The sequence below is a fragment of the Marinobacter sp. genome, from assembly GCF_041984545.1.
Taxonomy (GTDB): domain Bacteria; phylum Pseudomonadota; class Gammaproteobacteria; order Pseudomonadales; family Oleiphilaceae; genus Marinobacter.
The window spans coordinates 29695-51683 of sequence record NZ_JBHIXV010000009.1; the positions used below are offsets into that span (position 1 = coordinate 29695).

The 21989-nt window shown below is 61.8% G+C and carries 23 protein-coding genes; 4 read left to right on the plus strand and 19 right to left on the minus strand.

What is annotated here, in order from left to right; translation table 11 throughout:
- The first annotated feature begins 23 nt into the window (after nucleotides 1-23).
- Together ACFC20_RS06155 and ACFC20_RS06160 are read left to right on the plus strand one after the other, a co-directional pair.
- On the plus strand, nucleotides 24-815 hold the full coding sequence (locus tag ACFC20_RS06155; RefSeq protein WP_375192230.1) for a M48 family metallopeptidase: 792 nt from the start codon (nucleotides 24-26) through the stop codon (nucleotides 813-815).
- Nucleotides 816-882: 67 nt separating this feature from the next.
- The gene (locus tag ACFC20_RS06160) at nucleotides 883-1395 is read left to right on the plus strand and encodes a DUF2244 domain-containing protein (protein WP_375192231.1); all 513 of its coding nucleotides are present in this window, start codon (nucleotides 883-885) and stop codon (nucleotides 1393-1395) included.
- Between the two features lie 30 nt (nucleotides 1396-1425).
- On the opposite strand, the gene ACFC20_RS06165 is transcribed toward ACFC20_RS06160, so the two are convergent.
- Both ACFC20_RS06165 and ACFC20_RS06170 read right to left on the minus strand, forming a co-directional pair.
- Entirely contained in the window at nucleotides 1426-2208 is a 783-nt protein-coding gene (locus tag ACFC20_RS06165; protein ID WP_375192232.1) for a substrate-binding periplasmic protein, read from the minus strand.
- 230 nt (nucleotides 2209-2438) lie between these two features.
- Complete coding sequence (locus ACFC20_RS06170) at nucleotides 2439-3320, minus strand: diacylglycerol/lipid kinase family protein (RefSeq protein WP_375192233.1); 882 nt, start codon at nucleotides 3318-3320, stop codon at nucleotides 2439-2441.
- 93 nt (nucleotides 3321-3413) lie between these two features.
- Between ACFC20_RS06170 and ACFC20_RS06175 the strand changes: the two genes are divergently transcribed.
- A complete protein-coding gene (locus ACFC20_RS06175; RefSeq protein ID WP_375192234.1) occupies nucleotides 3414-4304 on the plus strand; it encodes a haloalkane dehalogenase in 891 nt (296 codons plus the stop codon).
- 8 nt (nucleotides 4305-4312) lie between these two features.
- On the opposite strand, the gene rarD is transcribed toward ACFC20_RS06175, so the two are convergent.
- The 5 genes from rarD to ACFC20_RS06200 all read right to left on the minus strand — a co-directional run bounded on the left by rarD (nucleotide 4313) and on the right by ACFC20_RS06200 (nucleotide 9466).
- The gene (gene rarD / locus ACFC20_RS06180; protein ID WP_375192235.1) at nucleotides 4313-5203 is read right to left on the minus strand and encodes an EamA family transporter RarD; all 891 of its coding nucleotides are present in this window, start codon (nucleotides 5201-5203) and stop codon (nucleotides 4313-4315) included.
- 31 nt (nucleotides 5204-5234) lie between these two features.
- Nucleotides 5235-6122, minus strand: coding sequence for a DMT family transporter (locus tag ACFC20_RS06185; protein WP_375192236.1), 888 nt, complete (start codon nucleotides 6120-6122; stop codon nucleotides 5235-5237).
- 102 nt (nucleotides 6123-6224) lie between these two features.
- Nucleotides 6225-8420 carry a hypothetical protein gene (locus tag ACFC20_RS06190; protein WP_375192237.1) on the minus strand — a complete coding sequence of 732 codons (2196 nt, stop codon included), beginning with the start codon at nucleotides 8418-8420 and terminating at the stop codon, nucleotides 6225-6227.
- Nucleotides 8417-9151 carry a TVP38/TMEM64 family protein gene (locus tag ACFC20_RS06195; RefSeq protein ID WP_375192238.1) on the minus strand — a complete coding sequence of 245 codons (735 nt, stop codon included), beginning with the start codon at nucleotides 9149-9151 and terminating at the stop codon, nucleotides 8417-8419. Before ACFC20_RS06195 ends, ACFC20_RS06190 begins: the two co-directional genes overlap by 4 nt.
- Before the next feature lie 75 nt (nucleotides 9152-9226).
- Complete coding sequence (locus ACFC20_RS06200; protein ID WP_091987160.1) at nucleotides 9227-9466, minus strand: TIGR02647 family protein; 240 nt, start codon at nucleotides 9464-9466, stop codon at nucleotides 9227-9229.
- Between the two features lie 53 nt (nucleotides 9467-9519).
- On the opposite strand from ACFC20_RS06200, the gene ACFC20_RS06205 reads away from it, so the two are divergent.
- Complete coding sequence (locus ACFC20_RS06205) at nucleotides 9520-10215, plus strand: pseudouridine synthase (RefSeq protein WP_375192239.1); 696 nt, start codon at nucleotides 9520-9522, stop codon at nucleotides 10213-10215.
- Between the two features lie 38 nt (nucleotides 10216-10253).
- Here ACFC20_RS06205 and ACFC20_RS06210 read toward each other — a convergent pair whose 3' ends face one another.
- The 12 genes from ACFC20_RS06210 to ACFC20_RS06265 form a co-directional block, all read right to left on the minus strand.
- Nucleotides 10254-10736, minus strand: a complete 483-nt coding sequence (locus ACFC20_RS06210; protein WP_375192240.1) for a hypothetical protein — start codon at nucleotides 10734-10736, stop codon at nucleotides 10254-10256.
- A gap of 29 nt (nucleotides 10737-10765) precedes the next feature.
- A complete protein-coding gene (locus ACFC20_RS06215) occupies nucleotides 10766-12067 on the minus strand; it encodes a putative bifunctional diguanylate cyclase/phosphodiesterase (RefSeq protein ID WP_375192241.1) in 1302 nt (433 codons plus the stop codon).
- Between the two features lie 107 nt (nucleotides 12068-12174).
- Nucleotides 12175-12807: a response regulator gene (locus ACFC20_RS06220; protein WP_375192242.1), complete on the minus strand. Its 633-nt coding sequence runs from the start codon at nucleotides 12805-12807 to the stop codon at nucleotides 12175-12177.
- A gap of 5 nt (nucleotides 12808-12812) precedes the next feature.
- Nucleotides 12813-14579: a PAS domain S-box protein gene (locus ACFC20_RS06225; RefSeq protein ID WP_375192243.1), complete on the minus strand. Its 1767-nt coding sequence runs from the start codon at nucleotides 14577-14579 to the stop codon at nucleotides 12813-12815.
- Nucleotides 14580-14657: 78 nt separating this feature from the next.
- Nucleotides 14658-15725, minus strand: coding sequence for a chemotaxis response regulator protein-glutamate methylesterase (locus ACFC20_RS06230; protein WP_375192244.1), 1068 nt, complete (start codon nucleotides 15723-15725; stop codon nucleotides 14658-14660).
- Nucleotides 15722-16237 (minus strand): chemotaxis protein CheD, encoded by a 516-nt coding sequence (locus tag ACFC20_RS06235; RefSeq protein WP_375192245.1) that lies wholly within the window; start codon nucleotides 16235-16237, stop codon nucleotides 15722-15724. The genes ACFC20_RS06230 and ACFC20_RS06235 overlap by 4 nt, the downstream gene beginning before the upstream one ends.
- A complete protein-coding gene (locus ACFC20_RS06240; RefSeq protein ID WP_375192246.1) occupies nucleotides 16234-17085 on the minus strand; it encodes a CheR family methyltransferase in 852 nt (283 codons plus the stop codon). The genes ACFC20_RS06235 and ACFC20_RS06240 overlap by 4 nt, the downstream gene beginning before the upstream one ends.
- A complete protein-coding gene (locus ACFC20_RS06245; protein WP_375192247.1) occupies nucleotides 17069-17614 on the minus strand; it encodes a chemotaxis protein CheW in 546 nt (181 codons plus the stop codon). The genes ACFC20_RS06240 and ACFC20_RS06245 overlap by 17 nt, the downstream gene beginning before the upstream one ends.
- Before the next feature lie 12 nt (nucleotides 17615-17626).
- Nucleotides 17627-19258 (minus strand): methyl-accepting chemotaxis protein, encoded by a 1632-nt coding sequence (locus ACFC20_RS06250; protein WP_375192248.1) that lies wholly within the window; start codon nucleotides 19256-19258, stop codon nucleotides 17627-17629.
- The gene (locus tag ACFC20_RS06255; protein WP_375192249.1) at nucleotides 19242-21317 is read right to left on the minus strand and encodes a chemotaxis protein CheA; all 2076 of its coding nucleotides are present in this window, start codon (nucleotides 21315-21317) and stop codon (nucleotides 19242-19244) included. The genes ACFC20_RS06250 and ACFC20_RS06255 overlap by 17 nt, the downstream gene beginning before the upstream one ends.
- Nucleotides 21314-21604: a lipid asymmetry maintenance protein MlaB gene (locus tag ACFC20_RS06260; protein ID WP_375192250.1), complete on the minus strand. Its 291-nt coding sequence runs from the start codon at nucleotides 21602-21604 to the stop codon at nucleotides 21314-21316. The genes ACFC20_RS06255 and ACFC20_RS06260 overlap by 4 nt, the downstream gene beginning before the upstream one ends.
- On the minus strand, nucleotides 21601-21969 hold the full coding sequence (locus ACFC20_RS06265; RefSeq protein ID WP_375192251.1) for a response regulator: 369 nt from the start codon (nucleotides 21967-21969) through the stop codon (nucleotides 21601-21603). The genes ACFC20_RS06260 and ACFC20_RS06265 overlap by 4 nt, the downstream gene beginning before the upstream one ends.
- Between the last annotated feature and the right edge of the window lie 20 nt (nucleotides 21970-21989).

Below are 21989 nucleotides of genomic sequence, written 5' to 3' on the forward strand. Positions count from 1 at the left end.
CCCTCAAACCCTGGAGCCTGCGCGTGAAGTTACTGATGATCCCCTTGCTGGCCATGGCCCTGCTCACCGGCTGCCAGGAATCCCCGACCGGCCGGAACCGTCTGGCACTGGTGCCCGATGCAGTCATGGCCGACATGGGCCAGGACAGTTTTGAGCAGATGAAGCAGCAGAACACCGTGGTCACCCGCCCCGAGGTGAACCGGCTGGTGCAGTGCATCACCGGCGAACTGGTGGCCGCTGCCCGCACCGAGTACCCGCAGGCCCCCGTGCCCGAGAGCTGGGAGGTGGCGGTGTTCGAGGCTTCGAGCCCAAACGCCTTTGCGCTTCCGGGCGGAAAAATCGGCGTGCACACCGGCCTGCTCCGGATCGCCGAAAACCCGTCCCAGCTGGCCACCGTGATCGGCCATGAAATTGCCCACGTGCTGGCCGACCATGGCAATGAGCGCCTTACCCAACAGCTGGGCGTGCAGGCCGGCATGCTGCTGGTGGGCCTGTTTACCGAAAGCGAGATTGCCGAGGATCAGATCCAGCAGGCCCTCGGGATTGGCGCTCAACTGGGACTGACCCTGCCATTCAGCCGCGCCCATGAAGAGGAGGCCGATCTGATGGGCCTGAGCATCATGGCGAGAGCCGGCTTCAAGCCCGGCGAGAGTGTTCAGCTGTGGCAAAACATGGCGCAGGCGTCCGGCACCCAGCCACTGGAATTTCTGTCAACGCATCCCAACCACGACACCCGCATAGCGGCGCTCCGCAATCAGCTCGAGGCGGCGAGGGCAATATCCGAAACCGTCCCACCCGCGAAGTGCCAGATCTGAACTAGCCAAGATCGGCGTAGAATTGACTATCATCAAGTCATTGGCCCGTTGGCGAGTGAGGCTCCCCATGGTGGAACGTCTGCCCTGCCCGGACGGTCTCCGGCTGGTTCTGACACCCAACCGTTCCCTGAGCTGGCATGGTAATGTCAGGATCTGGATCGGGCTGTTTGTGGTCTCCGCGTTCATCACAACCGGCTTCAGCCTTGCCGGCGCCTGGGTGATCATTCCCTTTGCGGGTCTGGAACTGATTGCCCTGGCCTGCGGCATCTATGTAACATCGCGCGCCTGCCAGCGCCAGGAAGTACTGGTGATCGGAGACGAAAACATTCGCCTGGAAAAGGGCATCCGGCGCAAGCAATCCGAATGGACCCTGCCCAGGCGCTATGCCAGGCTCAGTGTCCACGCACCGCGCCATCCGTTCACACCCGCGAGACTGTTCCTGAGTCACCGTGATACCCAACTGTCCCTGGGGGGCTTCCTCAACCTTGAGGACACCGAAAAGCTTCTCGACATCCTCGAACACCGCGGGCTTCTGATTGAACTAAAAGAGCCCGATGCGGACATCGGGCTCTGGTTCTGAAAGGAGTCTCAACCCTAAGCCGGCAACAGTTCACTCGTAGCTGGCGACGATCCTGTCGATATCACCGGCCGCACGGGCTTCATCCAGAGCCTTCTGGAGATCGGCAACGATGCGTGGGTCGGTGTTGGTACTGAAAGCCAGATACATGGGCGTTTCACGGAACACCAGCACAGGCTTGAGACCGGTGATGCCATGCTCCTCTTCCGCCATCAGCGGGCCAACCAGACCGTCGGTCACCCACAGATCCGCCTGCCCCAGGGTGAGTCTTCGCGCGTTGACATCGCTGGAGACGCCCATGACAACGTTGAAGCCCTGATCCACCAGGTACTCCGACATGACGTCGCCCTTGTAGCCTGCAATGTTGAGATTTTTCGCGTCCGCCAGTGAATCCAGGGTCAGATCAGAATCCGGGGCGGCAAAAAGGGTCCACTTGATCGAGGCCAACGGGCCCACCCACTGAAACTGGTCCTCGCGCTCATCGGTACGGGCGGTACAGAAAAGCCCATGGTTCTCCCGGTCCTGAACCCAGTTGTAGGCGTAGCTCCAGGCCCGCATTTTCATGACGTAGTCGTAGTCCACCCGGCTGAGCATGGCCTTGACCATATCGGCACAGATGCCACTGATGTCTTCCTCGCTGTGCGCAAAGCCCTTACCGGTTTCAGAGGTGTTATAGGGCGGGTAGTTCTCGGTGAAGATATACAGACGCTCGGACGCCAGTGCCGGGATGGCAATGGCCGACAGCGACAACGCGGCAACGCCGTTTCGGAGGCATTTGATAACCCGGGAGGAAACCGATGGGTAGTCAGAGGGCATTTTCTGGTCCTTTGTTGACAAGCCTGGTGGGTGCGAGCGCCGGGCGCGGCACTCATTCTTTTTCTGTACAGTCAAAAAATCCAGTTGCAAAAGCGACACAGTGTCAGTTTTTGTCACTCCCGTTGGAGGATTGTGCTAACAGGCCCCATGATTGCCTGTCCCGTCAAAAAAGTCAGTGACAAAACGTATCTGAGCCGTAGTGAATCGCAAAGTCAGCGGCGAGCGCCGCCTTATTTGTCTCGCGCGGTACTCACAATGGCAGGCGCCACTACCCTGAGAGCACCTTTATGCAGACTTACGCGCAGAGGCGTTTTCGAGACCACATCGCCGTCGGCCGTCACGGTCTTGGGTTTGCGGGTCTGAACCCGGCAATGGGTCCCTTTAAGATGTACCAGCGTACTGGTACGTCGGGGCGACTGGCGATTAAGGCGAACCGTGAGGAAAGTCAGCAAAAGTTGCAACAGGGGACGCGGCCGGACCGCAATGACATCCAGTTGGCCATCGTTTGCGGAAGCCTCGGGAATTTCGTTACCACCGCCGAAAAACGCGCCACTGGCGACGGCGATGGAAAGCCAGCGGCCCTGAACTACGCCCTTGTCGCACTCAATGATGGCCCGGAAGCCGCGTCGGGCATTGATGCGTCGTAGCAGTTGGGTCCCATAGCTGAAACGGCCGAAAAACCGTTTCTCGGTGGTGCGCGACTCCCTTGAGGGCAGCGTACCCAGCCCGATATGAGCCACGTTCAGGAAAATACCATCACCATGCTCGGCGACATCCACCTGCTGGGTCGAGCCGCGGGCAATCAGTTCGCAGAGGGCCTCTGGCTCCGCCGGTAGCGCCAGATTACGGGCAAAATCGTTGGCGGTTCCCGACGGCAGAATAGCCAGGGTAGCCTGCTTTTCGCGACAAACGCGAGCGCCAAGATTCACCGAGCCATCCCCACCGGCAACAATCAGCGTGTCGTCCGGGCGCAGTTCGTGCTGCCAGTCGCGCTCCTGGAAGTCGCAACAACGTGGGTGCGCGATACCTGCCTGCGCCAGGTGAGCCAGCCAGAACTCGCGGTCTCGCCCGCCATCGCCCGATTTCGCATTGCAAACCAGCCAGTAGGTCATACGGCTTCGTCCCTGTTAATTGACGCCCCGTAAGAGGGACGGCACACTCAGCTGCGTCGTTCCCTCACAATAACAAACCTCAAGGCAAGCACCATGGATTTCGTCAGAACTCCCGAAAAGCGTTTTGAACGCCTGCTCGATTACCCCTTTGATCCCCACTACCTGCACGTGGGTGGCCTGCGGATGCACTACGTGGACGAGGGGCCTGCCGAAGCCCGCCCCATTCTCATGATGCACGGGGAACCTTCCTGGTCGTACCTTTACCGCCACATGATTCCTGTGTGCGCGGCTGCTGGCCACCGGGTGATCGCGCCCGACCTGATCGGTTTCGGTAAATCCGACAAACCCACGAACCTCAGCGATTACAGCTACCAGCAGCACATGGACTGGATGCAGTCGTTCCTCGACCAGCTCGACCTGAAAGACATCACCCTGGTGTGCCAGGACTGGGGCTCACTGCTGGGGTTGCGCCTGGCGGCGGAAAATCCCGACCGGTTCCGGGCCATCGTGGTAGGCAACGGCATGCTGCCCACTGGCGATCAGAAAGCACCGGCGGCGTTCAAGGTGTGGAAGAATTTTGCGCTGCACAGCCCGTGGTTTCCGATTGCCCGGATCATCAACACCGGCTGTTTCCGGAAACTGGGACCGGATGAAATGCGCGCCTACGACGCGCCCTTCCCGGGCAAGAAATATAAGGCGGGGGCCCGGGCCTTCCCAAGGCTTGTTCCCATGCACCCGAACGACCCCGCCAGCGAGGCCAATCGCAACGCCTGGAAAGTGCTGGAACGCTGGGAAAAACCGTTCCTGACCACCTTCAGCAACGGCGACCCGATCACCCGGGGTGGGGACCATTACATGCAAAAGCGGATTCCCGGCGCGAAAGACCAGCCCCACGTAACTCTCAAGGGCGGCCACTTCCTGCAGGAGGATTCACCGGTTCCCTTCGCCCGGGCGATCAACAGTCTGCTTGAAACGCTAGCCTGAGCGGAGCGTCATTCCTGGCGCACCGGCACCCTCGGCCGGTAGTGCCAGGATGACCAGCTGTAAAGGCAAAGGGCAATCCAGATGACGAGGAAACTCATCAACTGCGCCTCGCTGATCGGCTCGGAGAAAACCAGCAGGGCGATAGCAAACTGGAGGGTCGGGTTGATGTACATGAGAAATCCCACGGTGGCCAGCCGCAGCCGACGGGCAGCACCGGCAAACAGCAGCAGCGGGATGGCGGTGACCACACCGCTGGCAAGCAGCAGGCTGCCATTGTGGAGACTGTCCGTGAAGTGCGACGCGCCCTCTGCCACCAGCCAACCAAACACCAGCAGAGCCGGCGGCAGCAACAACAGGGTTTCCACGAACAGGCCTGACAGGCCGTCCAGCAGTACCTGTTTGCGCACGAGTCCGTAGGTGCCGAAGCTCAACGCCAGGCCGATGGAAAGCCAGGGCAACTCCCCGAGCAGCACCAGCTGGATGAGAATACCGATGCCCGCCAGTACGACCGCCACCATTTGCCAGGTGCCCATGCGTTCACGCAGCACCAGCATGCCCAGTGCAACATTCACAAGCGGTGTCAGAAAGTAGCCGAGGCTGGCCTGCAGCACGTGCCGGGTCTCAACCGCGTAAATGTAGATGCCCCAGTTGGCGGCAATCAGGACGGCACAGGCCAGCACCCGCCAGAGCTGGGAGGGATCCCGGAGCGCTGCCCGAACCGCAGGCCAGCGTCGCAACCCCGTGATTACCAGAGCCAGAAACACGCACGACCAGATAATCCGGTGCACAAGAATCTCGAAGGCCGGTACGCCCTGGAACAGGGCAAAGAACAACGGAAAGCAGCCCCAGATGGAATAGGCGCTCAGGCCATACCAGACGCCCCTGGTGGTTTCGGTCATGAACCCGCGCTCCCTGTCCCGGCTGCAACCGTCATGCGGGTTTCTTCTGGGTGACCACCAGGGCCACGCCAACGATGGCAATCAGGCCGCCGGACATGGCCAGCCCGCCCAAGCGTTCATCGAACAGGAAATAGGCCTCCAGGGCGGTCACCGGCGGCACCAGGTAGAACAGGCTGGCCACCTGCGACGCCGCACCCTGTCGAATCAGCCACATCAGCAGCAGTACCGCGCCGATGGACAAACCCACCACCAGCCACGCCATGGACAGCTGCAGTTGCAGGCTCCACTCCACCTCGCGGGTTTCCAGGGCAAAGGCGCCGAGGGTAAACAGGGCGGCCGCCGCCGAGAACTGGATCAGCGAGCCGGCCACCAGATCGGCGCTGGTGCCAAAGCGTTTCTGGTAAACGGTGCCCATGGAAATACCGGCCAGCGCAAGCACGGCCCACAACAGACTCCAGGGCGAATAGCCCGGCCCCTGGCCGCCGGTGCCGTATTTCTCGAACAGCACCAGCGCCACACCCACCAGCCCCAGGGCCAGACCAGCCCACTGGCGGGCGCTTACCGCCTCGCGCAGAATCACCACCGCCGCTGCCGCCGTTACCAGGGGCTGAAGCCCTACGATCAGTGACACGATGCCGGAAGCCATGCCGTCCTGAATCGCGTAGTACACGCCGCCCAGGTAGAAGCCATGCACCAGCAGGCCGGTGACAGCCAGATGCCCGGCACTGCGCCACCCTGGCCAACGGGTCTTCATGATCAGCGCCAGGCCTGCCAGCAGCACCAGAGTCAACAGCATGCGAATGAGCAGCAGGGTGAACGGCTCTGCGTAGGGCAGCCCGTATTTGGCGCCGATGAAGCCAGTACTCCAAAGCCAGACAAACAGGGCCGGAACAAAGAATGAGAAAAACAGTGAACGCATGATTCGAAACCGGGCCAGGTGGATCTGTAAATCGTCTACTCTATAAGTTAGCAGGCAAACAAAACAGATACAGAAAACCCGGTTCCGAACCAGTACAGATAATCAGGCGGGTGACTCCGGCAGCCTTACTTCGATCTCCGGTTGGCCGTTGTGCCAGCGCCCTTCCCAGGTCACCTCCGGCGTTCCTCCCGGATTGGGCTGCACGGTGATATCCAGGGTGCCAAAGCGCGTGGGCGCGGGACCGAACCGTATCGGCTGTTCCTGCTGAAGCCACCGCGGCGGAATGCCGGCGCACAGGATCAGGCGCTCGCCTTCCTCGCGCACGAAACAGTTCCGGACCATCAGCACCCACTCCGCCGATGCCCACACATGGTGGCCGTCGCCCATGCAGCCGCCACCGGTCGACGGATGGATCGCTTCCGGCCACTGCCCCGTGGGTGATGCCAGGCCGGCGACCGCGTCCACCAGTTCAAGAAAGCGCGGATCCCCTGCCCTCAACAGTACCTGCGCCACGTGCAGGGTGAGGTAGGCGTTCAGTCCGGAATGGATCATGTCCTGGTAGAAGGCGCCCTTCACAAAGCACTTGTCGAGCAGGAACTCCACGCAATCCAGCAGGCGCGGGTCGTCCGGTTCGCACAGCTGGGTCGGATAGCCCATGGCCAGCGAGCCGATGGCCCCGGCATCGAGACGGCGATAGGGAGACGCCGGCATGCCGGGGCGCTTGAGGCGTTCGGCACAGGTCGCGAGGCTTCTGTCGATGGTCTGGGAAAACTCCCGCGCCCCGGCACCAAACCGCTCGCTGGTTTCCTTGTCCAGTGGCCGGAACAGGGCCTCGGCCGCTTCCAGACCGGCCACGCCCCAGAAATCGTCCCAGTAATAGTAATCGTTGGGCCCCAGGTGCTCGGCACTGAATCCGGCCGGCAACAACCCGGCATGCGGTTTGTTCAGGGTATCACTCACCCGTTTTTTCTGGATCCAGCGCGCGCCCTGGCGCACCGGCTCCTGCCACTCACGGTGCAGCGGGCGACCAGTCAGTTCATGGAATCGCCGGAGAATCCAGAGTACTTCCCCGTTGGCGTCCCACTCGCCTTCCTGGGACCGGAAATAGCCGCTCTTCAGCTGCCGGTCGGGAAACTGATACAGGGCGCGTTCGGCACGGTCAGTCAGGCCCGTACACAGCAGCGCGTGAATGATGAAGGCGGCATCCCGGAACCAGAAGCGCTTGTAGGTATAGGGTCCCGGGTAGACATCCTCGGGGGAGTGCAGAACCAGCGAGTGAATGGCGGCTTCGTACAGGAAGCGCCAGGTGTCGTCCGGGCATTCAAGCCGGGCATGGCCCTTGAGGGCCCGGGCCCAGCCGTCCCCCGGAATCGCCGGTGCCGGCGCCTCGGCCAGGGGTACCCGCACCGTCAGCTCGGACATCTCGCCCGCCTCCAGCGGAAACAGGGCGGCCGCGGTTACCATGCCCACGTCGCAACGGCCCTCACTCTGATCCTCCTTGTCGAACAGGTGAATGCGCACGTCGCCCTGGCTGTAATCCGACACATGATGGCGCTCGGCCGCCTGACTGAAAAACACACTCTGCTTGCCGTCCACCTCCCAGGCATCGCGCCGTTCCGACAACCGGACCCGATTGATGAAGCTGATGCCCTCGGGGTTGGCAGGCCGCAGGGACAGCACCAGCGATCCGGAGGTGTCAGACAGCGCCGTCAGCGTCAGTTCGCACACGGGCCGGCCGCCTTCCACCACTACCCGGGCGCGGCTGGTCAGGCTCAGCCCCTCGTACTCGGACTCGGTGACCACGCAGGGGCCATTCTCGAACTCCTGGCGCTGTCGGGTGGCCTTGCAGCGGGAGGGCAGCAGACACCGGCCGTCGTCCGCCAGTATCCAGGCATCCAGAGACCAGCCGTCGTAAAACGGCGTCACCAGGCCGCGGGGATCCACCACCGGCAACTCATCCACGTCCGGCTGGCCAATCGCCGTCCAGTTCCGGTTGCTCAGGTTAATGTGAGTGATGGAAAAGGCGCGGGGAATGAACGCCGGATCTTCCGGATCAAACTGGCGCTCTACCCAGTAGGGCCAGACCCAGTCGAGGTTGTGCTGGATAACCCGGCTGTTAATCAGACCCCGGGCGTGAAACACCACGCCGGCCCGTAACAGCTCGATGGGCTCGCCCACCTCTGAGGGCTGGGCGAAGCTGTGTAACCTGGCCAGCAGGGCAATCGGGTCGAGAAAGCCGTGGCGTTGGGCCATGCGCTTGACAACATACCGCCAGGGCAACCATTTCATCCAGCTCATTCAGGGGCCTCCTGTTCAGTGGGTTCGGTCTCCATCCGGTAGCGGGCCAGGGCCCGCCGGGCCAGCCGGTTCAGGAATACCACCGCAACCACCGTGCCGAGAAAGCCAGCTCCGTAGATAGCCCATTCCAGGGGGGTACGGGCGCTCTCGCGGACACCGAGGGTGGATAGATCGGCGGCCAGTGACCCAAGGTAGACGTTGTGAAGGGAGAAGGGGATCACCCCGACAAAGGTGCCGGCCACAAAACCGCCGAACGAAAATCGGGTCAGACCGAAGAGGTAGTTGGACAGCTTTCCCGGGAAAAACGGAATCAGCCGAGTCAGCAGCACGATCTTCCAGCCGTGGGGCGCCATCTCGTTGCTGACCATGGACAACCGGGCGCGGTCGCGGATGTAAACCCGGGCGTGGTCCCCGAGGAACTGCCGGGCAATCAGGAACGCAAGGGCCGAGCCCAGGGTGGTTCCTACAACCACGTAGGCAGTGCCCTCTAGCACGCCGAATACGAATCCTGCGCCGGTGGTCAGCAGAACGCCCGGCAGCAGGCACACCATGGCAATCACCATGATGGCAATGAACATCAGCGCTGCCCAGGCGCCCTGGGTATCAAACCAGCGCAGCAGCTCCACCACCTGCTGGTGCACTCCAAAGGCATACAGCAAGCCGACAACCACACCGACCAGGGCGATGCTGCCGGCCATCAGCAGAAAAGGAGACTTTTTCCAGTTGCTCATGGCCTTACCCTAACGCGGGAGTGCCACCGGGCTCAAAGGTTCTCCGGCTCGTAAACGCTCGGGCTGAAAGCCGTGTCAGGCGCTGCTGAGAATCGACTGGAGCTTCTGGGTCAGTTCCACGGCCTCCGCACCCAGGGGTGTCAGGTAGCCGCCATCTTTCTGGCTGATCAGCCCCTTGGCGTGAAGGCTCTCGGCGGCCCGGACAGTTTCCGGCGCCGCGGTGTGTGCGTGCACTTTCAGACCCTCCTGGTTGGAGGTGGAGGGAAACTGGCCCAACAGGTTGAGTTCCGCCAGGTGATCAACAGAAAATGGCATGGCATGTCCTCGTATAATGATCGGCATTTGTTTCAGCATAGACGATTCCTTCCATGAAGCTGTCCCGAATCCTCAGTAATCGCAATGGCATCAGCCGTCAGCAGGCGAATGCCCTGATCGCCGCCGGGCGAGTGACGGTGGACGGCAGCCGCTGTCATGAGGCGGGCCGGGACGTCAGCCGGTTTTCCCGGGTGCTGGTTGATAACGAGCCGTTTCAGACCGGGGAAACCGCGCACTATTTCATGCTCAACAAGCCGGCCGGAATTCTCAGCGCCACCCGAGACCCAGCCCACAGGACAGTCCTGGAGCTGATGGCGCCCGAGCTTCGATCCGCGCTTCACATTGCCGGGCGACTGGACCGGGCCAGCACTGGCCTGCTTATCCTGACCAACGATGGCCTGTGGTCCCGTCGTTTGACGGAACCGGTCGTCAAGCTCCCGAAAGTCTACCGGGTCACCACCCGCGACCCGATCTCTGCCAACACCCACCACCGCTTTGCCGAGGGCATCTGGTTTGCGTACGAAGGCATCACGACTTCACCCGCCGAAATAGAACCCCTCGGTTCACGGGAAGCCCGCGTGACCATCTACGAGGGACGCTATCATCAGGTGAAGAGAATGTTCCATGCAGTCGGCAACCAGGTCACTTCCCTGCACAGGGAGCGCATGGGAGAAATTGTTCTCGATGACCAACTTGCGCAGGGGCAGTCGCGACCTCTAACCCCCCGTGAGGTCGCGTCGGTGCGATAAGAAAAGGGGTGTTGGGCGAGCGGTTCGGGACGGTAATGTCAGATGCTGTCTGAACGCTTGTCGGGTTTGCTGTCCAGTTGCTTTTCGGTGGTATTCCAGCGTTCAGACAGGGTTTCCCAGGCGTCGGAAAAGCCCTCGCGGGCGCGCTCCCAGGCCGACGCCGAACTGGCTTTCAGCTCCTCGTACCAGTCCGCCACCCGGGCCCTCTGCTCACGCAGGGATTCCAGGCTTTTCTGGGCCCGCTCCCGGGCCGTGTCGCCCATGTCGTCCCAGTTTTCAGAGAGCTGCTGCTCAAGCTCTCCGATTCGCTTGTCGATGGCGGAAAGCGTCTGATTGATTGACTCCTCGGCCTGCTCTTTCTGGTCGGCGCCGTAGTTTTTCAGGGCCTGCCCCAGGTCTTCGGTTTCCTGCTTCAGCGTCTCCACGCTCGGGGAGCCGGGCTCGGAGGACTCGGCGTGGACCGATGCCAACGGCAGCGTAAGAAGCGCAGAGAGAATGAGACTTGTGAGGCGGTTAGGCATCGCGCGTTGCTCCCGGACGGTTTCCGCCACTATAGCAACGATGGAGCCTCGCCTGCAGCACCGATACCCGGCATTACCGAGATTTCACCGGCGGGGACAGGGCGGCTGAAATAATAGCCCTGCATCCGGGAACAGCCCAGCTGACGCAGCGCTTCCGCCTGCTCCGCCGTCTCGACACCCTCGGCGACAATCTCCTGGCCCAGTTCCGCGCCCATGGCCACGATGGCACGAACCAGACCGTCACCAAGGCTGTCACTGGTGATGGCATTGGTGAAGAGCCGGTCGATTTTCAGGGTATCGAACGTAAAGTGGCGCAGGTAGGCAAGGTTGGAATACCCGGTGCCAAAATCATCCAGTGCCAGCTTCACGCCCGCATTCCGGATGGCGTGCAAGGCACGCTGGCATTCGGCCACGTCGCCCACCAGCATGCTCTCGGTCACCTCGAGCTCCAGCAGCGCAGGGGGCAGTGAGTGCTCCGCCAGAATCGTTGTTACCCGGTCAGCAAACCGGGGATCATCCAGCTGGGAGGCACTGATGTTCACCGCCACGCGCAGAGGCTTGCCCTCGGCTCGCCACCGGCGGGCCTGGCGACAGGCGCTGGCCAATACCCATTCTCCCAATCGGGGCATCAGGCCCACATTCTCGGCTACCGGTATGAAGCGATCTGGCGGCACCTGGCCCAGTGCAGGCGACTGCCACCTCAGCAGGGCCTCAACACCGAACACCCTTCCCGAAGCCGCGCACACCTGGGGCTGATAAACCAGGGAAAACTCATCCCGCTCGAGGGCGCCGACCAGGGCAGAACGAACTTCGGCGTAACCGGCCAGGTGCGCCTGAAGGTCCTGCGAGAAGAAGCGCGCACGTCCTGTCCTGGCATTTCTGAGCGCCAGCTCTGCATTACGCAGAAGGTCGTCTGCGCTGCCGGCATCTTCGAACATCAGGCTCACGCCGGCACTGGCATTCACCAGTAACGGGGCAACGCCGATTTGCATCGGTTTGGAGACGGCGGCCAGCAGGGCCTCGGCATGCTCAACCAGTGCTTCCCGCCCCTGGGCGTGATTCAGGAATACCAGAAAATGGCCACCACCGAGTCGGCCGACGAAGTCATTGTTTTGCAGGGACGCTTCGATCCGCCCCATGACCGTGCTGATGACCCGGTCTCCAACCTCGTAGCCCTGCCAATGGTTAATCTCGGTAAGGTCAGCGATCTTCATAACCATGACCGCGGCGGCATGCCCGCTTTGCAATGCCCGTTCGACAGCGGCCGACAGATTCTGCCGAACAGGCAGATTGGTCAGCGGCCCGGTCAGGCTACAACATGAACCCTTCATTGTTATGGGATGATCCTCAATAGCGGCACCAAAACCCAAGGTGCATGATTTTCAAAAGGAAAACGATCGGGAACGTCTGAAACCATGTAGGGATCGCCCTACCCCGGTCATAGAAGATCCTGGGAGAGCGCGTACCGCACGAGATCCGAAATACTGTTGGCGTTCAGCTTTTCCATGAGGCGAGCCTTGTGGGTACTCACAGTCTTGGAGCTGACATGCAGTTTCTCCGCTATGTCGCCCACGTTCATTCCGCGGGCCAGATCCAGAAAAATCTCGTACTCGCGCTTGGTCAGCCTGGCGTGAGGCTCCTCCTCGGGTTTTCCGGTCAGCGCATCCATTGCCAGCCGGTCCGCCAGCTCACGGGTAATGTAAAGCTGACCCCGTGCCACTTTCCTCAGCGCTTCTAGCAGCTCTGAGGGCGGGCGGGTTTTGGTAATAAAGCCCCGGGCGCCGGCCCGAATGGTTCGTGTGGCGTACAGATCCTCCCGATGCATGCTAAGAACCAGAATATTGGTCTCGGGCGACCGCCTGCGAACCCGTTCAATCAGTTCCAGCCCTGAGCAGCCGGGCATGGACATGTCCATCAGAAAGACTTCCGGTTTTCTCTCGGGCATCTGCCTGAGCGCCTCATCGCCATCCGAGGCTTCCCCCACAACTTCCATATCCGGGGCAGACGCCACCAGGGATCGAATACCTTCCCGGACAATGCTGTGATCGTCGGCAATGTAGACGCTAATCATGGTCTTCACTCTCCAGTTGCCAGCGGCAACTCTACCTGTATTCTCACACCCTTACCCAGGGCCGACTCGACCGTCAGCTCCCCACCCAGCATGGTCACACGCTCCCGGATACCCAGAAGACCGGAGCCGTGATGGCGGGCGACCGGGTCGAAGCCTACGCCATTGTCACGGATCTCCAGAACCGCCCGTTCCTCGGTCTCGCGGTATGAAACCGTTACCCGGGAGGCTCTGGAGTGTCGACTCACATTCGTCATGCCTTCCTGCAGGATGCGATACAGAGCGGTTGCCTGCTCACCCCCGAGCCGACCAGATTCCGTCGATTCCGAGCGCCATGCCACATCCAGGCCATTGCGCTCACCCCATTTCGACAGCAACCACTCTGCCGCCGCCTCAAATCCAAGGTCGTCCAGCATGGGCGGTCGCAGGTTTGCAGAGATTTCGCGGACTTTTTCCACCGCGTCATCCACCGAATCGATAGTGCTTTCCAAACGGCGACGGTGCTCTGAGGACAACTCGTCAATGCCGTCAACGGCAACGGCCAGGTTCAGCTTGAGTGCCGTCAACGTTTGCCCGAGTTCGTCGTGGAGATCCCGGGCGATCCGGCGCCGCTCCTGTTCCAGCAGCCCTTCCTGGGCCCGACTCAACTGTCGTAACTCCTCCTGGGAGTGTTGCAACTCGGCTTCCCGACGCTTGGTCTCGGTAATGTCGCGCTGAACCGCCGCAAAATAGGCTCGACCACCCGTGCCAGACTTCGGTATGGGCACAATCTCGATCTCGTTCCAGAAAGGCACGCCATCCTTGCAGTAGTTGACCAGCACTTCCTTGATCGGCTCCCGGCGCTCCAGTGCCCTTCGTATTCTGCGCAGAGCGGCCCTGTCTGTGTCGGGCCCCTGGAAGATCCGGGGGGTATTGCCCAGCAGTTCATCCGGCCGATACCCGGTCATCCGTTCCACGCCCTCGTTCACGTAAACAATGCGCGGCCCCGGCGGATCCAGCGGATCCACTTCGGTAATAATGATCACATCGTGGATTTGCGACATACAGGCCTGGAGCAGACGTCGGCTTTCCTCCAGGCGGTATCGCTCGGTCTTGTCACGGGCAACACCGAAGACCCCGGTTACCTCACCATCCACCAGAATCGGGATGTAGGTCACCTGCAGTAGCGCGGCCTGGCCGCCACTGCGTTTAACCCGGCAACGGTAGCTGCAGGGAATTCCGCTCAGTGCCGCCTCGAAACATTCCCTGGCCGCCTGCCGGTCCCTCGGATCCACCAGCGTTTCCCAGTGGTAGTCGCAAAGCTGCTGCTCAGGGTAGCCGGTCAACTCTTCGGTGCAGTGATTCATTTCCACAAGCCGGCCCTGCAGATCCATGCTGCAGACCGCAAAGGGATTCTGGGAGAACAGGGAGCGAAAGCGTTGCTCATTGACCGCAATGCGCTCGGAGAGATGGCGATAATCGGTAATGTCCGCGAGCTGGACGAAGCGGGAGCCGTCCGGACAGCGGAACCGGCCAAGAGTCAGGCGGTAGAGACGGTCGCCAATCCGCGCCTCCATCTCGAACTCATCGTCGGCCCCCCTGCCGTCACTGTTCAGAAGTGACTGCAGGTCCGGGCGACCGAGCAGGTCCAGGCAATCAATCAGCAAGGTGCCCGGTTGGAGACAGTCGTCAAGCGCGGCAGCGCTGGGGTTGAGATCGGTTATCCGTCCGTCTGGCGCAATCCTAAGAACGGCTCCAGGCAATGCGGCCATCGGGATCACAACGTGCGCTCCCATGTCCACCTCTGAACGTTCATCGCGTCTGCTTCTTTAATGTAGCATGCCGGCAGGCACATTTCAGGGCCAACACCATGGTCAGGACGCCAGTGAACGTCTGCCGCCGGACCCCATAATGGCCTGCGCCATGTCCGACAGGGGCAGGACTTCGGCGGCGGCGCCCAGCTCGATGGCTTCCCGTGGCATGCCAAACACCACCGAGGTTTGCTGGTCCTGGGCGATGGTATGGGCGCCCGCGTGGCGCATGGCCAGCAGCCCCTGGGCACCGTCGTCGCCCATGCCGGTCATGATGATCCCCAGTGCATTACGCCCTGCGGTATTGGCAACAGATCGGAACAGTACGTCCACCGACGGCTTATGCCGGTTCACCGGAGGGCCATCGGCCACGCCTACCCGGTACTGAGCGCCGCTGCGGCGAAGCTGCATGTGGCGCCCGCCCGGGGCAATCAGTACCAGACCAGGAATAACCCGATCGCCGTCCACCGCCTCACGCACCTCACAGCGGCAAAGCTGGTTCAGCCTCTGGGCAAAAGCCGCCGTGAACTTCTCCGGCATGTGCTGCACCACGACAATACCCGGGCAGTCCGCCGGCAACCGCGTCAGCACCGCTTCCAGGGCCTGGGTTCCACCGGTGGAGGTACCCAGCGCCACCACCTGATCGGTGGTGCGGGCCATGGCCACCGGTGCTGCCGCCCTGGGCTCGGGTGACGCCACGGGACGCGCGCGGGGCACCGCAGCGAGCTTTGCCCGGGCTGCGGCCTTAAGCACCTGAACCATGTGCGGACCACCGGCCTGGAGGAAATCCCGCAAACCGAGTTTCGGCTTGGTAATGATATCCACGGCGCCGGCGGACAGGGCCTGGAGCGTGGTATCCGCGCCCTTCTCGGTGAGAGTCGAGCAGATCACCACGGGTGTGGGGCGTTCTTTCATCAGCTTGCGAAGAAAGGTGATGCCATCCATCCTGGGCATTTCCACGTCCAGGATGATCACGTCGGGCCAGTCCTTCTGCATTTTCTGCAAGGCAAAGATCGGATCAGGCGCCGCGCCGGCGACCCGGATCCCGGGATCCGACATCAGCAACTGACCCAATACCTGCCGAACCACCGCCGAGTCGTCAACGATGAACACTGACACCGGCGCCGTCATGCCGCACCTCCGGAAGACACCGGGCCAACCGGCTCGGCCCGGCTTTCGCCGCGGCTTACCCAGACATCGCCATCAGCAATATTGAAGAACAGCCGCCGGTAACCGGTGCCGCCGAGGCTTCGTGCGATTACCGTAACGCCGTGGCGCAGCATCAGGGCCTCGGCGGCCTCGACATTGCGCCTGGCGACCGAGCTGCCATGGGGCCCCACGTCAAACATGCTGGCGCCCCCGAACAGTTTTGCCTCGTAATCGGTCACCGCCGTGCCCTGCTGACGAATTTCGGCAACCAGCAACTGCAGGGCGTCCTCGCCATAACGGGCATTGAGCTCGCCCTCAAGGCTTCGCCCCGGCAGCATGTAATGGCACATGCCGCCGAGCTTCAGCTCCCGGTGCCAGAGTGTAACCGCGACGCAGGACCCCAGAGTGGTATGAATCCGGGTGTCGCGATCCCCGAAGTACCAGTCGCCCGGATGAAGAAAGATATCGATACCCGAACCCAGTTGTGCGGTCATTTTCGCTTCCGGTAAATGGAGGGCGCCACCGCCTCGAGCCCGTTCTGGAACCCGTTGAGGGTCTCCGAGTGGCCGATGAGCAGGTAACCGCCGGGGCGCAAACAGGCCTGCAAGCGGGCCACGATCTGCTGTTTGGTTTCGGTATTGAAATAGATCATCACGTTGCGCAGGAAGATCACATCGAACTCGCCCACATCCGGCAGCCGGGTGTTCAGGTTGATCTGACGGAATTCCACCCGCGACCGCAAAACCGGATCCACCATCAGGGTACCGGCGGCTTCACCGATGCCTTTCAGGCAATGGCGCTTCAGGCATTCCGGCGGTATCCGGTCGGTCCGTGCCAGGGGATAACGACCGGCTCTCGCCTTTTCCAGAACCTGGGTACTGATATCGGAGGCCAGGACTTCCCAGCCACTGGCACCGAGCGTATCCGCCAACACCATGGCCGCAGTGTAGGCTTCCTCGCCGCTGGAACAGGCAGCGCTCCAGAGGCGAAAACGGCCCTGCCGACGTCTTTCGGCCAGAATCCGGTCCCGCAGGAACTCGAAGTGCCGCGGCTCCCGGAAAAAGTAGGTTTCGTTGGTGGTGAGAAGATCGACCGCGGTCTGCTTCTCCGCAGCATTCGCTTTCAGGTAGCGCCAGTACGCGGCATAGCTGCCCAGTTCCAGCGCCTTCAACCGCTTGGAGAGTCGCCCGGCAACCATGGTTCGCTTGCTGGCCGGCATATGAATACCGGCCACGGCAAAGATCATCGCCTGAAACTCCCGGAACTCGGCCTCGCCGAGAACCGGGGCGGCATTCACCGCACCCTTTACGCGCTCAACACGAAGCTCAGTGGTCGGCGACATCTTGGTGGCCATCCGAGATCGCGGCCAGTTCGGCCATTTCACGGGTGTTCAGTGCCTGCTGAACGTCCAGCAGAATCACAAACTGGCCCTGCACCTTGCCCATGCCGGCGATAAAATCGGCCCGGATCCGGGCGCCAAAACTGGGCGCCGGCTCAATGTCGGCGAGCGGAATCTCCAGCACTTCGGACACCGCGTCTACAATCACCCCGATCTCCTGGAGGCTCTCGTCCGCGCTTTCCACCTCGAGAATCACCACGCAGCTGCGGCGGTTGATAGCGCTTTCACCCCGCCCAAACCGGGCCGAGAGGTCGATTACCGGCACCACGCTGCCCCGCAGGTTGATCACACCCCGCACGAACCGGGGCATCATGGGTACGGTGGTCAGGCTGCCGTACTCTATGATTTCCCGGATGTGTAGAATGCCGACGGCAAACATTTCACGACCGATCTGAAAGGTCAGATACTGGTTCTGGTCTCCGGAGGTGTCCGCAATGCGGACCACCTCCTGCTGTCTTTGTACCTGGCTCATGGTCACCTCCGATCAGAAGCGTACGTAAGCAGAGGCGTCAAACTCGTCGTTGTCCTGCACCGGCCGGGACACCTCCCGGGCCTTTTTCGCAGGTACCGCTGGCTTGGCCTGGCGCATGGGTGCCTGGGCACCGTGGCTGTCGTGGGTCCGGAAGAAGGCCATGGCCTGCTGCAGTTGCTCGGCCTGGGACGACATTTCTTCCGAGGTGGCGGCCAGCTCCTCAGAGGCAGAGGCGTTCTGCTGGGTAATCTGGTTCAGCTGTTCCATGGCGCTGTTGATCTGTTCAACGCCCGCAGACTGCTCGCCGGAGGCGGCAGCGATTTCCTGAACCAGATCGGAAGTTTTCTGGATCGACGGCACCATCTCGGTCAGCAGGCGACCGGCACGCTCCGCCAGCTCAACCGAAGAGCCGGCCACTTCACCGATTTCCTGGGCAGCCACCTGGCTGCGCTCGGCGAGCTTGCGAACCTCGGCGGCAACAACCGCGAAGCCCTTGCCATGCTCGCCGGCCCGGGCGGCCTCAATGGCCGCGTTCAGGGCCAACAGGTTGGTCTGGTAGGCAATGTCGTCGATGATCGAGATCTTCTCGGCAATGCTCTTCATGGCGGTAACGGTCTGGCCAACGGCCTCGCCACCTTCCACCGCTTCCCGGGAGGCCTTGCTGGCCATGCCGTCGGTAATGGACGCGTTCTCGGTGTTCTGGCTGATGGAAGCGGTCATCTGCTCCATGGAGGCACTGGTTTCCTCAACGCTGGAAGCCTGCTCGCTCGAAGCCTGGGACAGCGACTGGCTGGTGGCACTGACCTCTTCCGACGCAGACGCCAGGTTGTCGGCACCCGAGCGAACTTCAGAAATCACCTGGGACAGCTTCGCCACCATGCGCTGCATGGTGTCCATCATCTGACCAATCTCGTCACGGCTGCGGGCTTCCACTTTCACGGTCAGATCGCCGTCGGCAATGCTGGTGGCCGCGGCCATGGCTTCACGGATGGCACCGGTGATGCTGCGCGCAATCAGATAAGCCAGACCAAGGCCGAGCAGAATGCTCACGGACAACAGGATAATCACGGCCAGCTGCGCTGCCTCATAGGCTTCGCTCGCCGCATCGCTGGCGGCCCGGCCCATTTCCGCATTCCAGGCCACGTTGCGCTCTATGGCATCGCTGATGCTGTTATAGGCCGCTCTGGATTCCCCCCGGTAATAGGACAGCGCCTCGTCGGTCTTCCCGGCGAGAGAGAGCGACAGCAGCTTCTTGTGTTCGGTCTGGTAACTGTTCCACGCGGACTGATACTGCTCGAACAGCGCCTTTTCCTCGGGCAAGGTCAGAAGCGCCGAAAAAGTGGCCGTGACCGTCTCAAGTCGACCAATGATCCCATCCATCCGCTTTTCATTGCCGGCCATTTCCTCGGCCGTCTGGGAAATAATGTGCTCAAGCTCAAACCGGCGGTAATCGCCAACCAGTGAATCCATGGTCTGGGCGGCATCCACCGACACCATCCAGTTATCCGCCAGTTCGTTGGCGGAATCGTTCATGGTCGACATCTGCATCAGCGCAAACACGCCGGTGACCAGGAACAACACGAGGACAACCCCGAAGGCGCCCATCAGTTTGGTGAAAATTCGAAGATTATTGAACAGGCTCATTGGATTTGATCCCCTGTGTTAGGCCATGTCTTGGTTGGTTTAAACGCATTCCCTGCGCACTCAGCGCTTCCTGCTCCCGATGGCTTATCTGGGAGATCAGGGCCTGCACGTCCAGAATCAGGGCCACCTGGCCGCTCCCCAGAATGGTGGAGCCAGACAACCCTTTGAGATGAGAAAAAATGCCGTTCAGCGGTTTGATCACGGTCTGGTGCTCGCCCAGCAGATCGTCCACGATCAGGCCCGCCTTGCGACCGGCGTGGCGCACCACAATGATGTTCTGTCGCCGGCCTGGTTGGCCCGGCACACAGAACTGATCCCTGAGCCGCACCAGAGGCAGGACCTCCTGCCGCAGGTTGAGGTAGTCCTGGCCAGCACTGAGCGCCTGCTGATCGGCACTCAGCTCCGTGCACTCGACCACCATCTCCAGGGGCACCACGTAAGTGGCTTCGCCTACGCTGGCCAGGAAGCCATCAATGATGGCCAGGGTCAGCGGCAGGCGGATTCGGAAGGTGGTACCGCCGGCAACGCCGGGGGATTCCAGCTCCACCATGCCGCGCAGCGCCTCGATGTTGCGGCGCACCACATCCATACCCACCCCGCGGCCGGACAGGTTGGTAACCTGCTCCACGGTGGAGAAGCCCGGCTCGAAAATCAGGTTGAAAATCTCGTTGTCAGAGAGCACTGCATCCGGTTTCACCAGATCGCGCTCCACCGCCTTGGCCAGCAACCGGTCACGATTGAGACCGCTGCCGTCATCGCTCACTTCAATCACCACGGCGCCGGACTCGTGGTAGGCATTCAGGTGCACCCGGCCCTGGGCCGACTTGCCCTTACCCAGGCGGACCTCGGGCAACTCGATGCCGTGGTCGCAGGCGTTGCGGACCAGGTGAGTCAGCGGATCGGCGATCTTCTCGACCACTGTCTTGTCCAGCTCGGTATCGGCGCCGGTGATCACCAGCTCGATGTCCTTGCCCAGCTCCGACGACACATCGCGAACCACCCGCTGGAAGCGCTGGAAGGTTTCACCGATGGGCACCATGCGCAGGTCGAGGGAGCTGTCGCGGATTTCCTCCACCAGAAGGTTGAGGTTGGCGGCGGTCTCCCGGGAAGCGGCATCGCCGGCGCGCTCCGCATCGAGCGATACCGTCGCAGAGGCAATCACCAGCTCACCGACCAGGTTGATCAGGTTGTCCAGCTTGTCCGCCTGGATTCTCAGATGCTGCACCGATTTCTTACGCCGGCTCTGCTGTGGGTCGGCGTCTCCTGTGCGCGTGTCACCAGCCGGCTCCGTTTCGCGCTCGGGTTCGGCAGTTGCCGCGGAGGGAACGGACTCCGGCTCATCGTCAGCCTGCGGACGAGAGATCTGCAGCTCGTATAGCTCACCGGCAAATTCGAACACATCCTCGATGTCGCTTTGACCGGCGGCAGTGCGCAGAGCCAGGTCAAAACCCAGGTAACAGGCCTCGGGATCGAAGTCGGACAGTGTCGGCAGACCCTGTTCCAGGACTGTTACCTGCTCCAGTTGCCCCAGGGTGCCCAGGAAGCGAATAAAGCCCAGCGGGTCCATACCGTGGCGCAGGGCATCGGCATGGATGCGGATCCGGATCTGCCACAGGTCGTCAGCGCCGTCAGACACCGGTGTTTCCTGTGCCGGAGCCGACGCCCCGGCGACGGAGAGGGACTGGAAGGGTTCAAGCTCCGCCAGCAGGGCCTGCCCCGCTGGCTGCAGTTCTTCTGCCTCGGCCGGTTCGGGCACCTCCACCAGAAGACTGATATGGTCCCGGCAGCGCAGAAGCAGGTTGGCCAGCTCCCGGCTTAGGGAGATTTCGTGGGCTCTCAGGCGATCGAGAACATTCTCGACCACGTGAGTGAATGCCACCACGTGGTCCAGGCCGAACATGCCCGCAGACCCTTTCACGGTATGCACGCAACGAAAGAGGGCATTCTGCAGCTCCGCCTCGCCAGGCCGGGCTTCCAGTTCGAGCAGGATGTTCTCCATGTCGAACAGCAGCTCCCGACTCTCATCAAGGAAGGTTTGCAGCGCCTGTTCCATGTTCATGGCTGGGACTCCAGGTTGGCCAGCTCGAAGACTTCACGAACGGCCTCACTGTGGTTGATGAGCGCAACCCTCTCACTGCCCTGCGACTCCAGGCGCCTTGCCAGCAGGAGGATCTGCAGGCCAGCGGTATCCAGCTCGGTCACCGCTCCCAGATCCACCTGGCGAAGCCCACCAGTGGCGAAGGCCCGGCAAAGGTGTTCGGACGCCGAATTGGCCTCGTAGATGGTGAGCTCGCCCCGGAACGACAGGCAGCCGGTAAGGGCGTCAAAATCGGCAACCGCGCTCATGGCCCCACCAGTTTGTTGACCGCCGCCAGCATCTGCTGCGGCTGGAAGGGTTTCACCATCCAGGCCTTGGCGCCGCCGGCCTGACCCTGCCTTTTCTTGTCCTCGGCAGACTCGGTGGTGAGCATGATCACCGGTGTGAACTTGTACTCGGGACGCGCCTTGACCTCACGCAGGAAGGTGAGCCCGTCCATGTTCGGCATGTTCACGTCCGAGATCATCAGGTGCACCCGTTGCCCGTTGAGCTTGCTCAGGGCATCGCGGCCGTCGCAGGCTTCAATCACGTCAAAGCCCGCGCCCTTGAGGGTGAGCGATACCACCTGCCGGATGGACGCCGAGTCATCTACAATCAGAATACTTTTAGCCATACATTTGACCCGTTAGCTGT

Excerpts from the sequence above, each read along its gene's own strand:
- ACFC20_RS06160 (WP_375192231.1), top strand. The coding sequence starts at position 883 with ATGGTGGAACGTCTGCCCTGCCCGGACGGTCTCCGGCTGGTTCTGACA.
- ACFC20_RS06165 (WP_375192232.1), bottom strand. The coding sequence starts at position 2,208 with ATGCCCTCTGACTACCCATCGGTTTCCTCCCGGGTTATCAAATGCCTC.
- ACFC20_RS06170 (WP_375192233.1), bottom strand. The coding sequence starts at position 3,320 with ATGACCTACTGGCTGGTTTGCAATGCGAAATCGGGCGATGGCGGGCGA.
- ACFC20_RS06175 (WP_375192234.1), top strand. The coding sequence starts at position 3,414 with ATGGATTTCGTCAGAACTCCCGAAAAGCGTTTTGAACGCCTGCTCGAT.
- rarD (WP_375192235.1), bottom strand. The coding sequence starts at position 5,203 with ATGACCGAAACCACCAGGGGCGTCTGGTATGGCCTGAGCGCCTATTCC.
- ACFC20_RS06185 (WP_375192236.1), bottom strand. The coding sequence starts at position 6,122 with ATGCGTTCACTGTTTTTCTCATTCTTTGTTCCGGCCCTGTTTGTCTGG.
- ACFC20_RS06190 (WP_375192237.1), bottom strand. The coding sequence starts at position 8,420 with ATGAGCTGGATGAAATGGTTGCCCTGGCGGTATGTTGTCAAGCGCATG.
- ACFC20_RS06195 (WP_375192238.1), bottom strand. The coding sequence starts at position 9,151 with ATGAGCAACTGGAAAAAGTCTCCTTTTCTGCTGATGGCCGGCAGCATC.
- ACFC20_RS06200 (WP_091987160.1), bottom strand. The coding sequence starts at position 9,466 with ATGCCATTTTCTGTTGATCACCTGGCGGAACTCAACCTGTTGGGCCAG.
- ACFC20_RS06205 (WP_375192239.1), top strand. The coding sequence starts at position 9,520 with ATGAAGCTGTCCCGAATCCTCAGTAATCGCAATGGCATCAGCCGTCAG.
- ACFC20_RS06210 (WP_375192240.1), bottom strand. The coding sequence starts at position 10,736 with ATGCCTAACCGCCTCACAAGTCTCATTCTCTCTGCGCTTCTTACGCTG.
- ACFC20_RS06215 (WP_375192241.1), bottom strand. The coding sequence starts at position 12,067 with ATGAAGGGTTCATGTTGTAGCCTGACCGGGCCGCTGACCAATCTGCCT.
- ACFC20_RS06220 (WP_375192242.1), bottom strand. The coding sequence starts at position 12,807 with ATGATTAGCGTCTACATTGCCGACGATCACAGCATTGTCCGGGAAGGT.
- ACFC20_RS06225 (WP_375192243.1), bottom strand. The coding sequence starts at position 14,579 with ATGGGAGCGCACGTTGTGATCCCGATGGCCGCATTGCCTGGAGCCGTT.
- ACFC20_RS06230 (WP_375192244.1), bottom strand. The coding sequence starts at position 15,725 with ATGACGGCGCCGGTGTCAGTGTTCATCGTTGACGACTCGGCGGTGGTT.
- ACFC20_RS06235 (WP_375192245.1), bottom strand. The coding sequence starts at position 16,237 with ATGACCGCACAACTGGGTTCGGGTATCGATATCTTTCTTCATCCGGGC.
- ACFC20_RS06240 (WP_375192246.1), bottom strand. The coding sequence starts at position 17,085 with ATGTCGCCGACCACTGAGCTTCGTGTTGAGCGCGTAAAGGGTGCGGTG.
- ACFC20_RS06245 (WP_375192247.1), bottom strand. The coding sequence starts at position 17,614 with ATGAGCCAGGTACAAAGACAGCAGGAGGTGGTCCGCATTGCGGACACC.
- ACFC20_RS06250 (WP_375192248.1), bottom strand. The coding sequence starts at position 19,258 with ATGAGCCTGTTCAATAATCTTCGAATTTTCACCAAACTGATGGGCGCC.
- ACFC20_RS06255 (WP_375192249.1), bottom strand. The coding sequence starts at position 21,317 with ATGAACATGGAACAGGCGCTGCAAACCTTCCTTGATGAGAGTCGGGAG.
- ACFC20_RS06260 (WP_375192250.1), bottom strand. The coding sequence starts at position 21,604 with ATGAGCGCGGTTGCCGATTTTGACGCCCTTACCGGCTGCCTGTCGTTC.
- ACFC20_RS06265 (WP_375192251.1), bottom strand. The coding sequence starts at position 21,969 with ATGGCTAAAAGTATTCTGATTGTAGATGACTCGGCGTCCATCCGGCAG.